Origin of the sequence: Bacteroides sp. 14(A) (assembly GCF_000526555.1) — a bacterium.
GTDB lineage: Bacteria > Bacteroidota > Bacteroidia > Bacteroidales > Bacteroidaceae > Bacteroides > Bacteroides cellulosilyticus.
In genome coordinates this window covers 712528-730131 of record NZ_JAGH01000001.1, presented here as the reverse complement: position 1 = coordinate 730131, position 17604 = coordinate 712528, and the positions used below count along the sequence as shown (strand labels likewise).

General features: G+C 40.2%; 16 protein-coding genes. 1 reads left to right on the top strand and 15 read right to left on the bottom strand.

Translation table 11 applies throughout. From position 1 onward, the window contains the following. Nucleotides 1–65: 65 nt before the first annotated feature. From K429_RS0102570 to K429_RS0102525, 11 genes are all read right to left on the bottom strand, one after another. Nucleotides 66–1205: a 6-bladed beta-propeller gene (locus K429_RS0102570; protein ID WP_025725945.1), complete on the bottom strand. Its 1140-nt coding sequence runs from the start codon at nt 1203–1205 to the stop codon at nt 66–68. Nucleotides 1206–1370: 165 nt separating this feature from the next. Beyond that, the gene (locus K429_RS29655; RefSeq protein ID WP_029427839.1) at nt 1371–1748 is read right to left on the bottom strand and encodes a DUF2809 domain-containing protein; all 378 of its coding nucleotides are present in this window, start codon (nt 1746–1748) and stop codon (nt 1371–1373) included. 121 nt (nt 1749–1869) lie between these two features. Then, a complete protein-coding gene (locus K429_RS0102565; protein WP_025725944.1) occupies nt 1870–3096 on the bottom strand; it encodes a 6-bladed beta-propeller in 1227 nt (408 codons plus the stop codon). A 109-nt stretch (nt 3097–3205) separates the two neighbouring features. Continuing rightward, nucleotides 3206–5308: a ComEC/Rec2 family competence protein gene (locus K429_RS0102560; protein WP_081750820.1), complete on the bottom strand. Its 2103-nt coding sequence runs from the start codon at nt 5306–5308 to the stop codon at nt 3206–3208. A 56-nt stretch (nt 5309–5364) separates the two neighbouring features. After that, nucleotides 5365–6015: a ribulose-phosphate 3-epimerase gene (gene rpe / locus K429_RS0102555; protein ID WP_007210126.1), complete on the bottom strand. Its 651-nt coding sequence runs from the start codon at nt 6013–6015 to the stop codon at nt 5365–5367. Between the two features lie 63 nt (nt 6016–6078). Then, on the bottom strand, nt 6079–6264 hold the full coding sequence (locus K429_RS0102550) for a hypothetical protein (RefSeq protein ID WP_007210125.1): 186 nt from the start codon (nt 6262–6264) through the stop codon (nt 6079–6081). A gap of 199 nt (nt 6265–6463) precedes the next feature. Then, the gene (locus tag K429_RS0102545) at nt 6464–7096 is read right to left on the bottom strand and encodes a DUF4840 domain-containing protein (protein WP_007218831.1); all 633 of its coding nucleotides are present in this window, start codon (nt 7094–7096) and stop codon (nt 6464–6466) included. Between the two features lie 139 nt (nt 7097–7235). After that, nucleotides 7236–7829, bottom strand: a complete 594-nt coding sequence (locus K429_RS0102540) for an RNA polymerase sigma factor (protein WP_007210123.1) — start codon at nt 7827–7829, stop codon at nt 7236–7238. 181 nt (nt 7830–8010) lie between these two features. Further along, on the bottom strand, nt 8011–8982 hold the full coding sequence (gene fmt / locus K429_RS0102535) for a methionyl-tRNA formyltransferase (protein WP_025725942.1): 972 nt from the start codon (nt 8980–8982) through the stop codon (nt 8011–8013). A 12-nt stretch (nt 8983–8994) separates the two neighbouring features. After that, on the bottom strand, nt 8995–10785 hold the full coding sequence (locus K429_RS0102530; RefSeq protein WP_007210121.1) for a chloride channel protein: 1791 nt from the start codon (nt 10783–10785) through the stop codon (nt 8995–8997). A 142-nt stretch (nt 10786–10927) separates the two neighbouring features. Continuing rightward, on the bottom strand, nt 10928–11491 hold the full coding sequence (locus tag K429_RS0102525; protein ID WP_025725941.1) for an L-threonylcarbamoyladenylate synthase: 564 nt from the start codon (nt 11489–11491) through the stop codon (nt 10928–10930). Between the two features lie 80 nt (nt 11492–11571). Here K429_RS0102525 and K429_RS0102520 point away from each other — a divergent pair, with 80 nt between their 5' ends. Continuing rightward, nucleotides 11572–12006, top strand: coding sequence for a thioesterase family protein (locus K429_RS0102520; protein WP_007210119.1), 435 nt, complete (start codon nt 11572–11574; stop codon nt 12004–12006). A 12-nt stretch (nt 12007–12018) separates the two neighbouring features. Here K429_RS0102520 and K429_RS0102515 read toward each other — a convergent pair whose 3' ends face one another. The 4 genes from K429_RS0102515 to K429_RS0102500 all read right to left on the bottom strand — a co-directional run bounded on the left by K429_RS0102515 (nt 12019) and on the right by K429_RS0102500 (nt 17595). Beyond that, complete coding sequence (locus tag K429_RS0102515) at nt 12019–13179, bottom strand: DNA-binding transcriptional regulator (protein ID WP_025725940.1); 1161 nt, start codon at nt 13177–13179, stop codon at nt 12019–12021. Between the two features lie 20 nt (nt 13180–13199). Continuing rightward, on the bottom strand, nt 13200–15833 hold the full coding sequence (locus K429_RS0102510) for a glycoside hydrolase family 2 (RefSeq protein ID WP_025725939.1): 2634 nt from the start codon (nt 15831–15833) through the stop codon (nt 13200–13202). A 22-nt stretch (nt 15834–15855) separates the two neighbouring features. Then, entirely contained in the window at nt 15856–16689 is an 834-nt protein-coding gene (locus K429_RS0102505) for an ROK family protein (protein ID WP_007210116.1), read from the bottom strand. A gap of 90 nt (nt 16690–16779) precedes the next feature. Beyond that, nucleotides 16780–17595, bottom strand: coding sequence for a hypothetical protein (locus K429_RS0102500; RefSeq protein WP_007218827.1), 816 nt, complete (start codon nt 17593–17595; stop codon nt 16780–16782). Nucleotides 17596–17604: the final 9 nt, after the last annotated feature.

Sequence of the window (17604 nt, the reverse complement as noted above, 5' to 3'; positions counted from 1 at the left end):
TATTTATCACATTCTTTACGATTTTCGATTATTGGCAAAACAGAAGTTTATCTTCTGTTCATTTATTATTTCAATTCCATTTTGACTATTATCGGATTGTCATCAGGCTCGATATGTCTTCCAGAAATCTCGTCGGAAGTTATTCTCTCCGGTGATCTATAACTATAAACCGTATTTTTATAAGTCGCCAATGGAACAAAAACAGCTATATCATCCATATCATTTACAATATTCATTTTTTTATAGCCGGAAGCCTCAATGTACGCATCAGACTCCTTATGATTAATGATACCCAAATAGTAATAATCCTCCCAATTATATTTTAAGAAAGCATAAGAAGGAGTGTCCAAAAAGGTATAGACATAAGGTATTTTCTTCATAAATTCAATACCTTGATACACATCAACTGTTTCCGTTTTCAATTTTTCAATATAATCTCTCTGAGCTTTCTGATACTGCTCTCCAAACTGTAAGACATACCTCTTTTTCAAAACAGCAGAGGGCAAAGCTTGATAAATAGTATCACTTAAAGGAGTTACAAAATTAGCGTTGCTGACGAAATTGAAAGGAGATGATATAATACTAGAATAGCACATTCGAGAATCAAAAAACAAATCAGATTTAGTCTCTCCATTATCAACATTAACAAACAGCAAATTAGGATATAAGTTACTTCGCTCATATTTTTTATTCGCCTTATAATCACCATAAAAAACAATCCAAGAATCATCTAAAACAGAAAATGATTCTACCATATAATCAAATTTCTTCTCTTCCAAGAAATGACCGTCATGGTCAAAAATAAATAATTTCTGCAATGAACAATCCCAAAGATAAACTTTATCTTTATACACATTAACATCAGTAATTTGCATATATTCACCTGACGCAGGTCCCCGACTACCTAATTTACAAATAAACTTTCCGGATATGTCAAAACACAAGACAGAGCATGCTTTCGTCTCATCAACTATATAATAAAAATCATCCGTTACAATAATTTCATCAATACACCCAATCAGACATTCATCTTTCGTCTCAAGAGGAATATACGAAATAGAATTAACAAACGAGGACATCATTATCTGATGATCATCACCCTTCAAGGGAACGTCAATCACTCTAAAATCTTGATTACTCTTTTGATTGGGTGCTGAACATCCGGTCAATACCAGAAAGGCTATAAATATTTCTTTTAGTCTCATCGTCTTTATTTTTACCATTAAACAGATGCAAATGTAAAGAAGTGCAATTAAGAGACTGAAACAAATGGGCTTAATTTGTCATTAAAAAAGGATTAAGTTGAAGTTTATAGGTACATTTCCCTAATTTCTTTCTCTAAAGAAATAAAAACATAAATTATTTTCCGTTTACCGCCTGATAAAAAGCAAAGGCAGACACCCAACAGCATAGCAAACAATATCCCACCATGAAAATGACGTACCCAATACTACCCTTGCCAACGTACAATTTTGCAACCCCAATAAAGTAACCAATTGCAGATACTGTAACGTTTCAATACAACATGCAAACAGGAATATCCATAGTGGCAGCCATCGCAATGGGCGGGTAATAAACATACGCACAAAGCAATATATGAGTATTACCACCAATACATCTCCCATATAGGGACGTATGAATGCGTCACGTACAAAAAGGGCTATTAATGTTTCAACCACAAACAACCCTGCAAAACAAATTGCATAAAACCAACGGCTACCAATAAATGTATCATTTCTATTATCCATAAATCGCCTTTATTACATATTTGAAAAATTAAAATCTATTATAAATGGGAAACTTCAAAATCTCAGCAACAACAATATCGGATTATCATCTTCTGATAAATTACTTAATACCTCACAAGTTTCATTTCTTAAACTCATAATATATAATAATCGGATTTGAATCTTCCGTCAAGGTCTGCAATTTATCGGCCCCTTCTATACGAGGATTTATTCCGCCTTTCTTCATATTCTCAAAAAAGATATCCTTGGTGAAACCGTCATTCATGCCGATGCAATATACCCGGTTCTCATCAAATGAATACAGTTTGGAAACTAACAATGTACCTGCTTTATCCGTATAAAGCAAATCGTCAGTTATACCTGACATAACATAAGCTTTATTCTCTTCTTTCTTATAAAGTATGGAATAACCATAGTGACCTACATAATAGCCGAAATGAATATATTTAGCGGTTTCCCAATAATCAAATACATTATATATCTTATCGCTTTTCATTAATCTATCGTATATTTTTGACACTCTTGCAGATTTCGACATATCATTCTCTGCTATCAAAGTTTCCAAATATTCCTTTGTCACAAGCTTTTTACTTTGCAAAGTAATATACGGTTTTATTCCTTTGGGAGTTATTTCAAATATTGTATCCATGAAGATCTGCATAAATTTGGGATTTCCGGTAGGACTGGAGATAAAGGTATGTTGATCAGTACTGAATAGTTCATTCCAGCCTTTATTATACTGAGAAGCCTCAAATTGAAAAGAAATTCTTTTCCCATTAGTAACGTCCACTTTACTCAAGAGAAATCGTTTCCCGGATTTATCAAATGTATACAGATTCGTATACAACGCATTCTTAAAAGGTTGAATAAAAGTAGATCTTGTTCCTTTATTTTCCAATTTAAACGAACTTTCAAAAGTTCCATTACCACTATACTTCAATACATTCTGAGTTTGGGAGTCCAGTACATATATTTTTTTATTTTCCCTATCGATACTTATATCATCCGGATCAATGTATTCACCGGGTCCTTTCCCCTTACGCCCTATCATCTTTATAAATTTGCCTTGCTTATTAAACAGAAAAAGACCTCTGCCTTTTTCCAATACATACAAATTATTATCACAGACTTCTAACTTATCAACTTTTCCTAATAATGATTCATCCGTATCTTCCAATACAATGATTCCCGCCTTGCTGAATAAAGAAGAATAAGTCATCTTCTCCAACTTTTCAGCACGATCCAAATTAATCACATAGCCATTTTCCTTTGCTAAGCTGCTATTCTCTTCACCAGGAACAGTCAATAATCCCAGCATTAATGCCATTAACATTGTCAGTATTCTCATTGTATGTTACATTTTCTTTCTCTTACATTACCAATTACAAAAATAATCATCAAAACAAGATAGTAAAAGGAATAGTCACTATACTTAGTAAACTTCAATAATATATTTTCTACAGATGGATACAAAACGCTCCTCTCTCCTTCAAAGCTATACAAGGAATAGCTAAACGGTAACAATCATTTTTAAGGATATCGCTACGATAGTCTGAGAGAGAAACATCCAAAACAACGGTTCGGATGCGGAACAAAGAAGTCAATTCTTCAATACGACCATTGTAGCCTTTGGAAATGTATAAATAATCGATCTGTAAAGGGTGCTTTGAAATCTTATTTTTCCAGCGGGCATCATGGAGCAGGCAAACCCGCCTGCCCGCATAGGAAACAATGTGATTATGAAAAGCCAGACCGGAAGTAGAATAATCAGCAGGCAAAGCATTGGGAATAGAGAGATGCTGACGATTCCAATAAGGTACGAGTGCACGGTGCAAACGGGAAGTATCCGGCACACTATCAGCATAAGCCAACCAGGATTCTCCACTATTAGCAACGCAATGGACGGCAGGACAACCACGGACATTATAAAAAGCAATGCCGCGCTGAGGAGAAGACAGGCTGACGGAAATCGTATGATAAGTGATCAGCAACAACAGGCAGCAAAGCGGAAAGGATATGCTGCGAGCAGTTCGGATAGCCAAACTCCGAAACAGAAACAATAGAAAAAGATAAAACAGCATAATCTCCCAATGATCTATCCAAAACCGATCTATAGAGGACATTGGCAGTTCTTCTATCCAGCAGAGAACTTTGTTCTGAGCACTTAACAAAGCATCGACCCCTAAAGCACAGCCAGATTGAAGGAAAGGAAAAGGAGTCAGGACAAGCATAAGAACCGCAGAATACAAAATCAACGTCACCATAGGAATCACCCATAAATTTGTCAGCAGAAAATGAGTAGAGAAACGGGAGAAATAGAATATAACTAAAGGAGCCGTACCGATTTGCGCAGCAACGGAAACCGTCAGCAATCCCCAAACATAACGAGGAATGCAACGCCTGACAGAGAGCAGGCTGTAAAGTTTGGGCTGTATCAACAAAATAGAAACTACCGCTACAAAAGACAATTGAAACCCCACATCAAAAAGCCAAAGTGGATTATAAAGTAACATTAAAAAGGCAGTAGCCGCCAGTGTATTCAACGATAACAATTTCTCAGATTGTAAACGGGATACAACCAGCAGAGAGAACATGATTACGGATCGTACCACAGAAGAAGATAATCCCGTAAGAAAAGCGAATGCCCACAAAAAGAGAATAACCAGAAAAAATCCCAAGGGTTTAAAAGCCGCCCACCGCTTCCACAAAAAGGAGAAGAAAAACAAAAATAAAGTAGAAAGCAAGCCTATATGAAGTCCTGAAAGTGCCAGTACATGACTGGCGCCGGCAATTGAATAAGTTTCCCGCATATCCTCGCTCAAATTCTCCTTATCTCCCACCGTAAGAGCCGAAAGTACTGCAAGATTATCTCCCTGAAAACCTAAACGATGATATAGTTCCACCACTTTTTCCCGATAGTCCAAAGCTATTTGCCGAAGAGAACGAGAAGCATCATGACCTATTATCCGCCAATGTCCGGCAGAGATATACGATGTGCCGGTACCAGCTTTACGAGTAAGATAACGTACATAATCAAATTCGTCAGGATTCCCATTATTGACAGGAGGGGTAATACGGGTATGTACCCATAATCTATCTCCCCTCTTTAATGCAACAGTAGCGGAATTTCTCGGAAAATAGAATAAAAATGTACGTCCATATTCACTTTTCTGCAAATCCTCATCATTCACTTTTCCCTCTAATTGGACATGACATAACACGCTTCGTTCTTTCATTTCCGGTTTTTCCAGAAGAATCACCTGATAGACTGCCGCCTCATCGGAAAAAGGAAAATCCGTACGATGCAAATATTCTTCCGTCATACCGGCGCCTAATCCGAAACAACAGAGAAGGACGGAAACTCCATACAGCCAATGAATACGATATTTATCAGAAAGGAAATAAGTCAGAAACAGTAACAGGAAACCTGCCAGACAAATCCAAACAGGAAAAAGATTGGAAACCGGACAAGATGTCTCTGCCGGAATATTTAAGGAAAGTTCCGCCCGCTGCCGGAAGAAATGCGCATCTCCACATACAATACCGCCTGCAAACGGCATCAGAAGTCGTAGAAACGGATGTCGTTGCAGGCTGTTAATTATCAATGGAGGAAGAATTAGAGATCCTTCAGCGAATGTATCATACCTTCAGGATCAGGAGCTGCAAACACGGCACTACCTGCAACCAATGCATCTGCACCGGCAGCTATCAGGCGAGCACCTGTCTCCAAATTCACACCACCATCCACTTCTATCAATGCTTTCGAACCGGTACTGTCTATCAAAGCACGCAATTCCCGTACTTTTTCAACTGTATGTTCTATAAATTTTTGTCCGCCAAAACCAGGATTCACACTCATCAGCAACACCATATATACATCCTGAATAATATCTTTCAACATTGCCACAGGGGTAGCCGGATTCAGTGTAACGGCGGGCTGCATACCCGCTTCACGTATTTGTTGAACCACCCGATGCAAATGCGGGCAAGCTTCGAAATGCACATTCATGGTGTGCGCACCCAATGCTTTCACCTCATTAATGAATTTCTCGGGTTGCACAATCATCAGATGTACATCCAAAGGCTTCTTTGACAGTTTTGCCACATACTTCAATACCGGGAAACCGAAAGATATATTAGGAACGAACACACCGTCCATAACGTCAATGTGGACCCAGTCGGCTTCACTGCGGTTCACCATTTCCAAGTCCTTTGCCAGATAAGCGAAATCTGCGGACAGGATAGAGGGAGCTATGATTGGTTTCATAATACACTACATTTTACAGGTTATATACAGATATAACGTACAAATGTAGACAAAAGATTTCATTCATCCTAATATTATACCCTGCAAGCCTTGCGGAAGCTGAGGCACTGTACGATAATTACGGGCAAGATTACGAAGAAAATCCAAAGTTTTCCCGGAAGGCTGCGGATGTCCATCCGGCAATGCATTATCAGCACTTCTCGGTTTCACGGATGAAGAAGAAAAAGAAGGAGTAGTTTTTTTATCCATAGGCTTATTGAACTGAGAATTAATAATTAATTAGTTAAAGCTACGGGCTGCAAAAAAGAAGCAGGAGGTACTTTATATACTAAGAACGGAAGAAGAAGAGATATAGTATACAAGAAGTTATAAAAAGATGTAAATAAATCAGCCCAGGTTAGTGCCAACACACCATACCTGGGCCAACATCTGGTTGAGATGAAAATATTTATTTCGCTTTGGCTAAGTCAAATGAGAAAGTAGTCACGGGAAGTTCGAAAGGTTCATTATTCACTTTCACACCAGTTACCTGAAGCTTGAAAGCTAATTTATCACCAGCATAGGCAAAACTACCTGCTTCAGGTGCTGCAATTGTCACCTCCACTTTCAAGTCCGGGGTTTCACCTTCTCCTTCACCCTCACCTTCAGTAGGTTCTGTCGGGAAATTGATTTCAAGAATTAGTGGTTCAGGAGTGAACGCCATGCTAATAACTGTCTTATCGTCATTGAAAGTAGGTGTATACTTCACTTTATAACTTACATCACCTACGGCTTCAATAATTCCGGGAGCTGCCTCCCCCATAATGGCTGTAATCAAATCCGCTACCGGGAACTTTTCAAAAGACACATTTTCATTGGTTACTTCTGCGCTCACATCCGTACCTTGAGGTTCTTCACCCTCTTCTGCAAGAGGAGACACAGATGTAGTTTGCATTTTTCCGGCATAATTACCTACCACGTCAGTCAATGCGGGAACATTAGGTTTAGGTTCATCGTCATCATCACAAGATGTGAAAGTAGTTACCAGGCCCAAGGCCATTACAAGAAACACGAAACGCTTTAAACAATGTACTTTTTCCATTACTTTAATAAGTTTAGTCTAGTAAATAATAAAATTAATAAAATCACATAATTAAGGTTGTACGTACATTAGGTTAAATGGCCTTATTTGTGAAATACTGCATTTGGAAAAAGAAAAATTTTATTAAAGGATGTATCATTTAGTCCATCGTCAGCACGATTCCATGCTTCTCCGCCATCCGGCGCAGGTTCAAAATAGCATAACGCATCCGTCCTAAAGAGGTATTGATGCTGACTCCTGTCATTTCTGCTATCTCCTTGAAACTGAGGTCTTGATAAAAGCGCATATGTACTACTTCCCGTTGTTCGTCCGGCAGATGTTTCATCAGGCGACGTACATCCGAAAGAATCTGGTGGTTCACTATTTCAGCTTCAACCGTTCCTTCAGACAGACGGATATTATTCAGTAAATTCCGTTCTTCTTCATCACAAGACACCAGGTTTTCCTGCTTTTCCTGACGGAAACAGTCGATTATAAGATTATGTGCGATACGAGTCAACCAAGCCGGGAACTTACCGTTTTCATTGTAGCGTCCCTGCTGAATGGTGACAATGGCTTTTGTGAAAGTCTCCTGAAAGATGTCTTCCGCCAGTTCTTCATTGCGCACCGTATAATAGATGTACGCATAAAGACGATCTTTATAACGGTTCAACAGAATATCGAATGCCTCGTTATTGCCTTGTGCATAAAGGGCCACCAACGTTTCGTCAGCAGCATTTGTTTGTACTTTCATTACGTGTGTTTTTAGATTTCAGCGTAATGTATTCCGATAGGCATTCTATATTTGGTAGTTAATAATATGCAAAGAAAAGAAATTTTCAGGAAAGAAACAATATTAGAAGCAATTATTAAGTTACAAGCTACAAGTTGCGGCGCTGTCACTCTGCATAGTACTTGTAGCTTGTAGCTCGTAACTATTTCACTCTGAATTCTTCCGTCAACCGGAATCCACGCAAAAGTTCATCTGTCTTCAAGCGTTTCTTACCGGGAAGTTGCAAAGCACGTATACCGATAAATCCATCAGCAGCGGCTACATGGATATAAGTCTTACCATCCGTCAGCAAAGTTCCGGGAGTCAACTGGTGAGATTGGATTATTTTTTCTGTCTCAAATATCTTCATAACTACCGTCTCTCCATCAGGTTGAACTAATTCCGACCAGGCAGCAGGATAAGGAGACAGACCGCGAATAAAATCATAAATACGTTTCACTGGCTGATTCCAATCGATACGACAGGTATCTTTAAAAATCTTCGGTGCAGGGCGCAATTCGCCTACAACTGCCATTTCTTCCTGTGGAATAGGTTTCACTGCATCATTCAGAATCGCATCTACCGTTTCAGTCACCAGTTTTCCACCAAGCATCATCAGCTTATCATGCACAATACCCACATCATCCGTATCTGCGATAGGAATACGAACTTGCTGAATCACTTCCCCCGTATCGATTTCATGACGCAGGAAGAAAGTTGTGATACCTGTTTCCGTATCACCATTAATTACTGCCCAGTTAATAGGAGCGGCTCCCCGGTATTGAGGCAAAAGAGAAGCATGAAGATTGAAGGTTCCCAAACGTGGCATATTCCATACCACTTCGGGCAGCATACGAAAAGCAACTACTATCTGCAAATCGGCCTTCCACTCACGCAGAGCCTCAACAAAAGCCTCATCTTTCAACTTTTCCGGTTGCAACAAAGGAAGACTATGTTCCAGCGCATACTGTTTCACTGGAGAAAACTGAAGTTTATGTCCCCGCCCTGCCGGTTTATCAGGCATGGTGATAACACCTACTACATTATATCCACCTTCTACTAAACACCGCAAAGACTCCACAGCAAAATCCGGAGTCCCCATATAAACTATTCGCAAATCTTCTTTCTTCATCATATAACAACTTTATTAATCTTCAGAGAAATGCACCAGTACCTGACGATATGAATTGAATATCTTCGACTTGGAAACAAATCCCAGATAGTGCCCTTCTTCATCTACCACAGGAAGGTTCCATGCTTTCGTATCATCAAACGTGCGCATCACCTGTTCCATACTATCCGTGTCATAGAGGCGTGCCGGAATAGCCGTCATCAGCTTGCCTACCGTAAAACGATGATACAACTCCTGCCGGAACATGATATTCCGGATATCGTCTAAGGTAACAATACCAATCAGTATTCCGCTCTTATCTGTCACCGGGAATATATTACGCCGTGAGGCTGAAATCGCTTTCACCAATTCACCCAAGTCCATCTCCGGATGAACCACTACAAAATCTTTCTCCACCACATTTTCCACCTTCATCAGAGTAAGTACTGCTTTATCTTTATGGTGAGTCAGCAATTCTCCCTTTTTAGCCAAACGCATGGAGTAAATACTATGAGGTTCGAAAACAATAATTGTCAGATAAGAGCTGGCTGCTACAATCATCAGCGGGAGGAAAAGGTCATATCCGCCCGTCAGTTCGGCTATCAGAAAGACTCCGGTCAACGGGGCATGCATGACACCACTCATCACACCTGCCATCCCCATCAGGGCAAAATTCTTTTCGGGTAGGTAGTAAGAGAAATCAAACTTATTACTAAAAAAAGCGAAGACAAAACCGGCTATACATCCCAAATACAAAGAAGGCGCAAAGATACCACCACAACCGCCACCACCATTTGTCGCGCTAGATGCGAATACCTTGAACAAGATAATGAGCATCAAATAGAGTAATAGCAAATTCCCATGTCCGTAGAAAAAAGAGTTGTTCATCACTGTATCCCAATCGGCATTGGAAGTACCGTTCAGCAACAGTTCAATAGTATCGTAGCCTTCACCGTAAAGCGGTGGAAAAAGAAATATCAAGATACTCAACATGACACCACCCAAAGCCAACTTCTGGTAAGGGCCTTTCAACTTGCCAAACAAACCTTCCACAGAGTTCATTGCACGGGTAAAATAAAGCGAAACCAGTCCGCAAAAAATACCCAGCATGATAACGTAAGGAATACGTTCCATCTCAAATGCCTGGTCAAGGTGGAATTTAAACATTGCTTCTGTTCCGGTAGTAATATAGGACACTGTAGCAGCCGTCACTGCAGAAATCAACAACGGAAGCAGAGAAGTCATAGTCAGGTCTATCATCAGTACTTCCAGTGTGAACACCAGTCCTGCAATAGGCGCCTTGAAGATACCAGCAATAGCACCGGCAGCACCACAGCCTACTAAAAGCATCAGTGTGCGGTGCTCCATCTTAAAAACACTTCCCAGATTGGAACCAATAGCGGAACCTGTCAATACGATAGGCGCCTCTGCTCCTACCGAGCCACCGAAACCAATGGTTATGGAACTGGCAATCACAGACGACCATGTATTGTGCCGCTTAATCCGTCCTTGTCGGCGGGAAATCGCATAGAGAATTTTAGTAACCCCATGACTGATATCATCCTTCACCACATAGCGTACAAACAATCCAGCCAGAAAAATACCCACTACCGGATAAACCAGATAAAGGTAGTTGGCTTCCGTTGTATTGAAATTATTCGTCAGGAAATTCTGTATCCAGTGTATCAGCATCTTCAGTATCAAAGCCGTAATAGCCGTAAAGATACCTACCAGAAAGCTGAGTATCAAGATAAACTGTTTTTCCTTAATATTCTTTTCACGCCATAAAAGGAAACGCTGAAACAAACTTCTCTTCTCTTTTTCCATATACCTATATTTACCAATCTAAACGAAATAAAGAATTTACTCTCGTATCCATATAAATAAGAGAGAAAATCCTTCGACAAACTCAGGGCATACCCAAGCTTACAGAGATTAAAAATAACGATACCTTTTTTAGTCCGTTATTTTATTCCCGGATAATTTTTATAACACCACCCTTATCCAGTTTTATGATGCTGGATGGTTTCGGATGTCCCATTTCTTCCCGTCGATAGCCCACTACGTAATCGACCATGGACTTAAGTTCTTCTGTGATCTCACTGTAATTTGCCGGCGAAGGTTGCCCGCTGATATTGGCCGACGTAGAAACAATCGCCTTACGAAACTGTTGACAAAGCCATTTTGAGAACCCTTCATTCGTTACCCGGATGCCCACGCTACCATCTTCGGCAATCAGATTAGGTGCCAGGTTTCGCGCACCGGAGTAGATGATTGTCAACGGTTTGTCCGCCACTTCAATCAAGTCCCATGCCACTTCAGGCACATCCTGCACATAGAAGTCTACCTTTACAGGAGAATCCACCAACACAAGCATCGCCTTACTGTCCGAGCGCTGCTTAATCTCATACACACGCCGCACAGCTTCTTCGTTGGTGGCGTCACAACCTATTCCCCAAATGGTGTCGGTGGGGTACAGAATGACTCCGCCTTCATTCATCACTTGACAGGCTTTTTTAATATCTTCTATCATTTCTTGGTGTATAAATACAGTGATTAACACGCAAAAGTACTATTTTTGCACGGATTAATAGAAAAGTTTAAGAGAAAACAATGGAAGAAATTCAATTTAACCACACCCTGCCCATACAACTACGATTTAATGATGTCGATAAGTTCGGCCACGTAAACAATACGGTTTATTTCTCTTTCTATGATTTGGGAAAAACCGAGTATTTTGCCTCCGTATGCCCGGACGTCGATTGGGAGAAAGACGGCATTGTCGTCGTACACATAGAAGCGAACTTCCTTGCACAGATTTATGGCTCGGATCATATCGCTGTACAAACCGCCGTTACTGAAATCGGCACCAAAAGTTTTCATCTCGCACAGCGGGTGATTGATACGGAAACACAGGAAATCAAGTGCATATGCACCTCTGTGATGGTAACTTTTGATTTAGAAAAGCATGAATCTAAACCTCTGGAAGAAGAATGGATTCAGGCAATCTGTAAATACGAAGGAAGGGATTTGAGAAAGAAGAAATAAGTGATTTCCCTTCTATTTCACCCGGTGAATCTTTCGATATTCAGCGGGTGTATATTTTTTCCATAACTTAAACTGACGAGCTAAATTTTTATAATCGGACAATCCCACCGACATAGCTATATCTGCAATAGGCTCGCTACTTTCCAATAGCAACTGTGAAAAGCGTTCCATGCGTAGATTAAAGATATACTGATAAATGGAACTTCCTGTAACCTGTTTAAAATGGATTTCTAATAACCTTCTGGATAAAGGAACCTGCCGGACAACATCTTCCACTGTTATTTTAGTTGCCAGATTCTGATGAATATACTTCAGTGCAACCAAAATATAAGGATCACCTGTAGAATAAATATCTGTTGAAAGCCGGTTTGTGATAGTCGTGGGATGTATGACAACATCCTCACAAGAGGCTTCTTTATCCCGCATTAACCTTTCTATTAATTGGGCTGCTTCATATCCTCCCTTCACAATATTCAGATTTACGCTGGATAAAGGCGGATCAGACAAGCTGCAAATAATTTCATCATTATCTACTCCAAGAACGGCAATTTCTTCAGGAATCTTGATCCCCAATACCCGGCAAACCTCCATTATTTTATTCCCTTGTGTATCATCGCAAGCCATTAATGCCAACGGGTGCGGCAATGACTTTATCCAACTGGCTAACGGTTCTGATTCATAATACCACAGATTCTCCAAAGGCTGTTTCTGGTATTCAAAGAAATTGTCCCCAAAGCCTTTCTCAATTATTCTATCCCGGAAGCCCATGCAGCGCTCCTCCGACCAAACAACATTCTCATAACCATAAAATGCAAAGTTTCGGAATCCTTTTTGCAAAAAGAAATCAGCTGCCATTTGTCCAGTCAACTTATATTCACTCGTAATGTTAGGGATAACCGAAAAACGCGATTTAAAGTCCTGAGCCAATGCTATTATTCCATTTTTCCGGAACAATTCGACTTCATCATCATCATCAAACTGAGCGATAATAGCATCTGCCTGCCATTTTTTAGCCCACTTCAGTACTCCAGGTATACCATGAGATTGTTTATAAGAAGGGGGCATCCGGCATACCACCCAAGGTTCCCGTTCCTTGGAATATTCCAAAATCCCCCTCAACAAATTGTGAGCAAAAGCTTCGGTAAAATCTGTTAAAAGAATTAGCCTTATCATAATAGCCGCAAGTTACTCACTTATTTCATGCCATCCAAAAAGAGCTTTATTTTTTTCTCAGGCACATTCCATCCAGAAACTGTCAAAGTCACAAATTCTACTTCAGCAACCTGTTGCGGTACAACGCATTTCAAAGTCCGTTTTTCTCCGGGTATCAAAGATAAATAATTATCTTCCCAAAATACCGGATAAAGTAATTCGTCTTTTTCATCTTTCAAAGACAAACGAATAAAAAAAGCTAATGCATTCGGATCATTCTCAAGTGCAACCTCTACTATTACATCATTTTCTTCTTGTTCAACTGTGGCACTCACCTCACAATTTACCTGAGATAAATTTGCTAAACCGGTAAAATCAGCCGACTTCTTAATCGGAGTGCGTACCCAATCAGTATTTGCCCAATCGTTTACATCAGGAGCAGCAGCGAGCCAATAGAAATTATCGACAACATAAGCTCCTTTTTCATCATTCAATTTCAAATATAAAAAGGTATTCTCTTTTACTGCCGGAACATCAAAGGCCTTTACCACTGTATAAGGAGCTATTTCCAATGTTGTGGTTTGTTGAGTCACAACTCTACTATTACAATCATACAAAGACATAACCCCTTGCATCTGAACCGTTCCTGCGCTCTCATTCACCGCATAAACTGCATTTTTACCGTAATGGTATATCAATTGTTGCGGCATATTAGATTTCTTCACAGAATAGTATGCAGCTGTCGGAATCAGATAATAGTCATACAACTGCCAATACAATGAAGGCCAGGCAGAATTAAGCATCCACTGTACAATACCTGTAGTACGAGGAATATTCACACGGAATGCCTCAAACATAGTACGTGTACCTTCATAATTCAACCAATCTGCTTTCCGTAGAAAATCATCCAAATCCTTAGCCTCGCCATAACGAGTTGCCATATTTTCTTTCAGAACTTCCAAAGAATTCATTGCCGCATCTGAAACAGTGCAATGATAATCCCATTCTTTACCCACCGGCCAAAGTTTATCAGTCGGAATCATTCTTCGTATGGACTCAATTACAGGTAATTGTGCACCAATTCCCGTCTCTGTATTAAATCCAAATGCTCCGCCCGGTGCTTTTTCCGAATACCAATAATTAGGAGCAACATAATCATACGGTCCTTCCATTTTCATACCCGTAGGTCCGGTTACTGTACTGGTGAGTTCTTTAGCAGCACCTATATAAGGGCGATCATCTATCTGAGAAAGACAAGCTTTATACCGTTTCTCCAGTTCAGGGCGGGGAATCATATCACTTCCTACAAACCATGCAATAATGGCCGGATGATTGCGCAACCAAAGTACCTGGTCGTTTAACGAACGAGCTATCAGATTCATATCTTTTTCAGACTTAATGCCTCCAAACTCATCACATGAAGAACCGAGATAATTATCCCACTCCCAATGACAGCTCCATCCCACTAATACCAATAACCCGTAGCGATCACACAAATCATACACATTCTGCGAAGTTCCCCAAATATTTTCAAATCGAATAGAGTTCAGATTCATATCACGCACATACTGTACCTGTATTTCATTTGAAGCAGGAGTATCCCGCAAGAAAATATCATCTGTCCAACCGGCACTTCTTACCAATACTTTCTTACCATTCAATAGGAAACCTCGATACCCCTCTTCCGTGAAATAATCCCTAACCTCACGTACACCGAAGTTTATAGTTTCTTTATCCGATACCTTACCATCAATCTCGAAAGCCAAGTCCATACCGTACATTTCCGGTTTACCCATATTATGGCACCACCAAAGACGGGGATTCTTCAAATGCAATACATCAGCTTCCTTTGAAGTCACCCTTACTATTTTTGATTCTCCGACAGCGAGTGATACCGGAATACTAAACGTCTTACCTTCCAGTGTCCCAATCAGCTGACCTTTCACCGCTTGTTCGGATTCATTTGTCAGTTGAGTTTCCACTGTCAGCCAAGCCTCATCCAAGGTCTCCGTATTTACTTTAGAATGAACAGCGGAATTTTCCATACTCACCTCATCATTCATCACCACACGTACTTCACGAAAGATCCCCATACTCTCATCAGCCGGGCGTGGATTCCAATCTACAAAACCAATATTCGGTTCACCGGGTTGAGCCCGAAAAACTTCGACAGCCAGTATGTTTTTTTCCCGGACGATCTTCGTTATATCCAATTTATGTCGACGAAAGGTACCATATACAGAATCACGAGTAGCTACCTTTTTTCCATTTAGCCAAATATTAGCAGCATAACTAATGCCGTCAAAAATTAAGGCAACATGCTGCCCTTTTGTCAAAGACGGCAATTCAAATTCCTTTCGATACCACCATGTAGTGTCGAAAAGTGATTTATCAATGTTCTCATAATTTGTTCCTTCCAATACATCCGTATATATTCCATTCCGGATTAATGTCCCCATCACAGTAGAAGGCACTACTGCATCATACCACTCTTTTTCTTCTATTTGAGAGTTCGAAACTTCTTCACCCGGTAAGGATATCTTAGCCGAAGATTGTACTTTCCAACTATCCGAAAGTAGTAAACCACCTGCAGATAATTCTTTTCTTTCACACGAAACTATTGTCATTGCAAGACAGCCGGACAATATTAACGATTGAATTAAATTATTTTTCATAAGCTCTTACTCTAAATTATTTTCAATGTTTTCCCACCAAAGCAGATGCTCCCAACAATGCTACATCTTCTATTTCTGTAACAAAAATTTTCACCCGCTTCACTGTTTCCGTATAAGGAAAAGCCTGCATAGCTTGATACATGGAATGCTTATAATAAGTAAATGCGGATGAGATTCCTCCACCTATCACAATCACCTCAGGATCATACGTAAACAACACAGCCTTCATCAATTCACCTATATGAGACCCAAACACACTCCAGATTTCCATAGTCTTCGCATCTCCCGTCGCAGCTTTTTCTGCCGCTTCCTTCCCTGTCAGATTATAATATCTGACAAAAAATCCACTACTACAATAATGTTCAAAATCATGAGAAAGGTAAGGCAATGATCCTATTTCGCCTGCACCAGTATTCTGCCCACTGTAAAGTTCACCATTTATAATAATCCCCGTCCCAACACCTGTACCGATAGTCATACCCACCAAATTCCGGTATTTTCGTCCTTCACCAAAAAGTTTTACTCCCAATGCAAAGCAATTAGAGTCATTATTGATATAAACCGGCACAGAGAAACGTTCCTGCAATAATCTCTTTAACGGAACTTCCGTCCAAGAAGGAATATTCGCTACATTATATACGATACCTTCTTCCGAATCTACCACCGAAGGAACACCCACGCCTATGCCTGCTACTTCCGGACACATCACCCTATCTATCAAGCCCTCTAACCGACCTAATACTTCTTCATACGTTGCTTTAGAGGGACAAGTAACAACTTCTTTCCTAACTAAAGAACCATTTTCCACTAAACCAACACGTATATTGGTTCCACCTAAATCTATACCTATTTTCATTTCCGATAATTTATACTCAAGAAAGGCAGGCAGAGAACATCAAAGGGGGGAGTTCCCTGCCTTTCACCTGTCTTACTGTGCGTGTTAAAGTTATTTTTTTCTAAGGCACCAGAAGGTGGCATCAGTCCATGCTTCAGCATCAGAAGGATTCCAACACAGTACCATTGTATCATCCGTCAATTCCAGAATCTCAAATGTAGTAATTATATTGGAATCATCATAAAAGGCATGTCCACTTAGCACTGATACACCTGTCAACTTTAGCTGACCGATAGACCATTGTTCACCATTATCCGGATTATTCTTAACAGCCGACATATCAAAGGCAAACCGCCCTTTTTCCAGGATATTCCCATCTGCATCTATCTTAGTCAGATTCGGACCACCATTCAGATCGAAAATCAATTCACAGTCCAAATCCTCCAACTCCTCAACAGGTGTTACGTCCCAACTCGGTTCAAGTTCTGTCAACCAACCACCTGTACCATATACTGCATCGTAGTCTTCCAAATTCCAGACCCACGCTTTACCATTAGTTCCGGAACCGGCCAAAAGTCCCCATTCTTCAGCTACAGGATGGTCGATTTGTTTAATAGTCACTGTCCGGGTAGCAATCACTTGCCCTCCATCACAAAAGCCAATGAACTTAATAGTTTGTTCGCCCAGAAAGGGTAATGCCGCCGTAGCGGTCTGCTGAGTAGATATACCTGTAATATGATCCCAATAGCTACCTACACCAGGTGTATTATTGGTCATGATGATCTCATTTCCACCATCTGTAGTAGCATGCACATCCAGTTTCAATTCACTTTCACTAACAATACCTCCCATTTCCTTATTATCAACCACCGGATCGCATGCTGCCAGCAGCCATATCGATAAAATTCCTATCGCTATATTCTTCATATCCGAAAT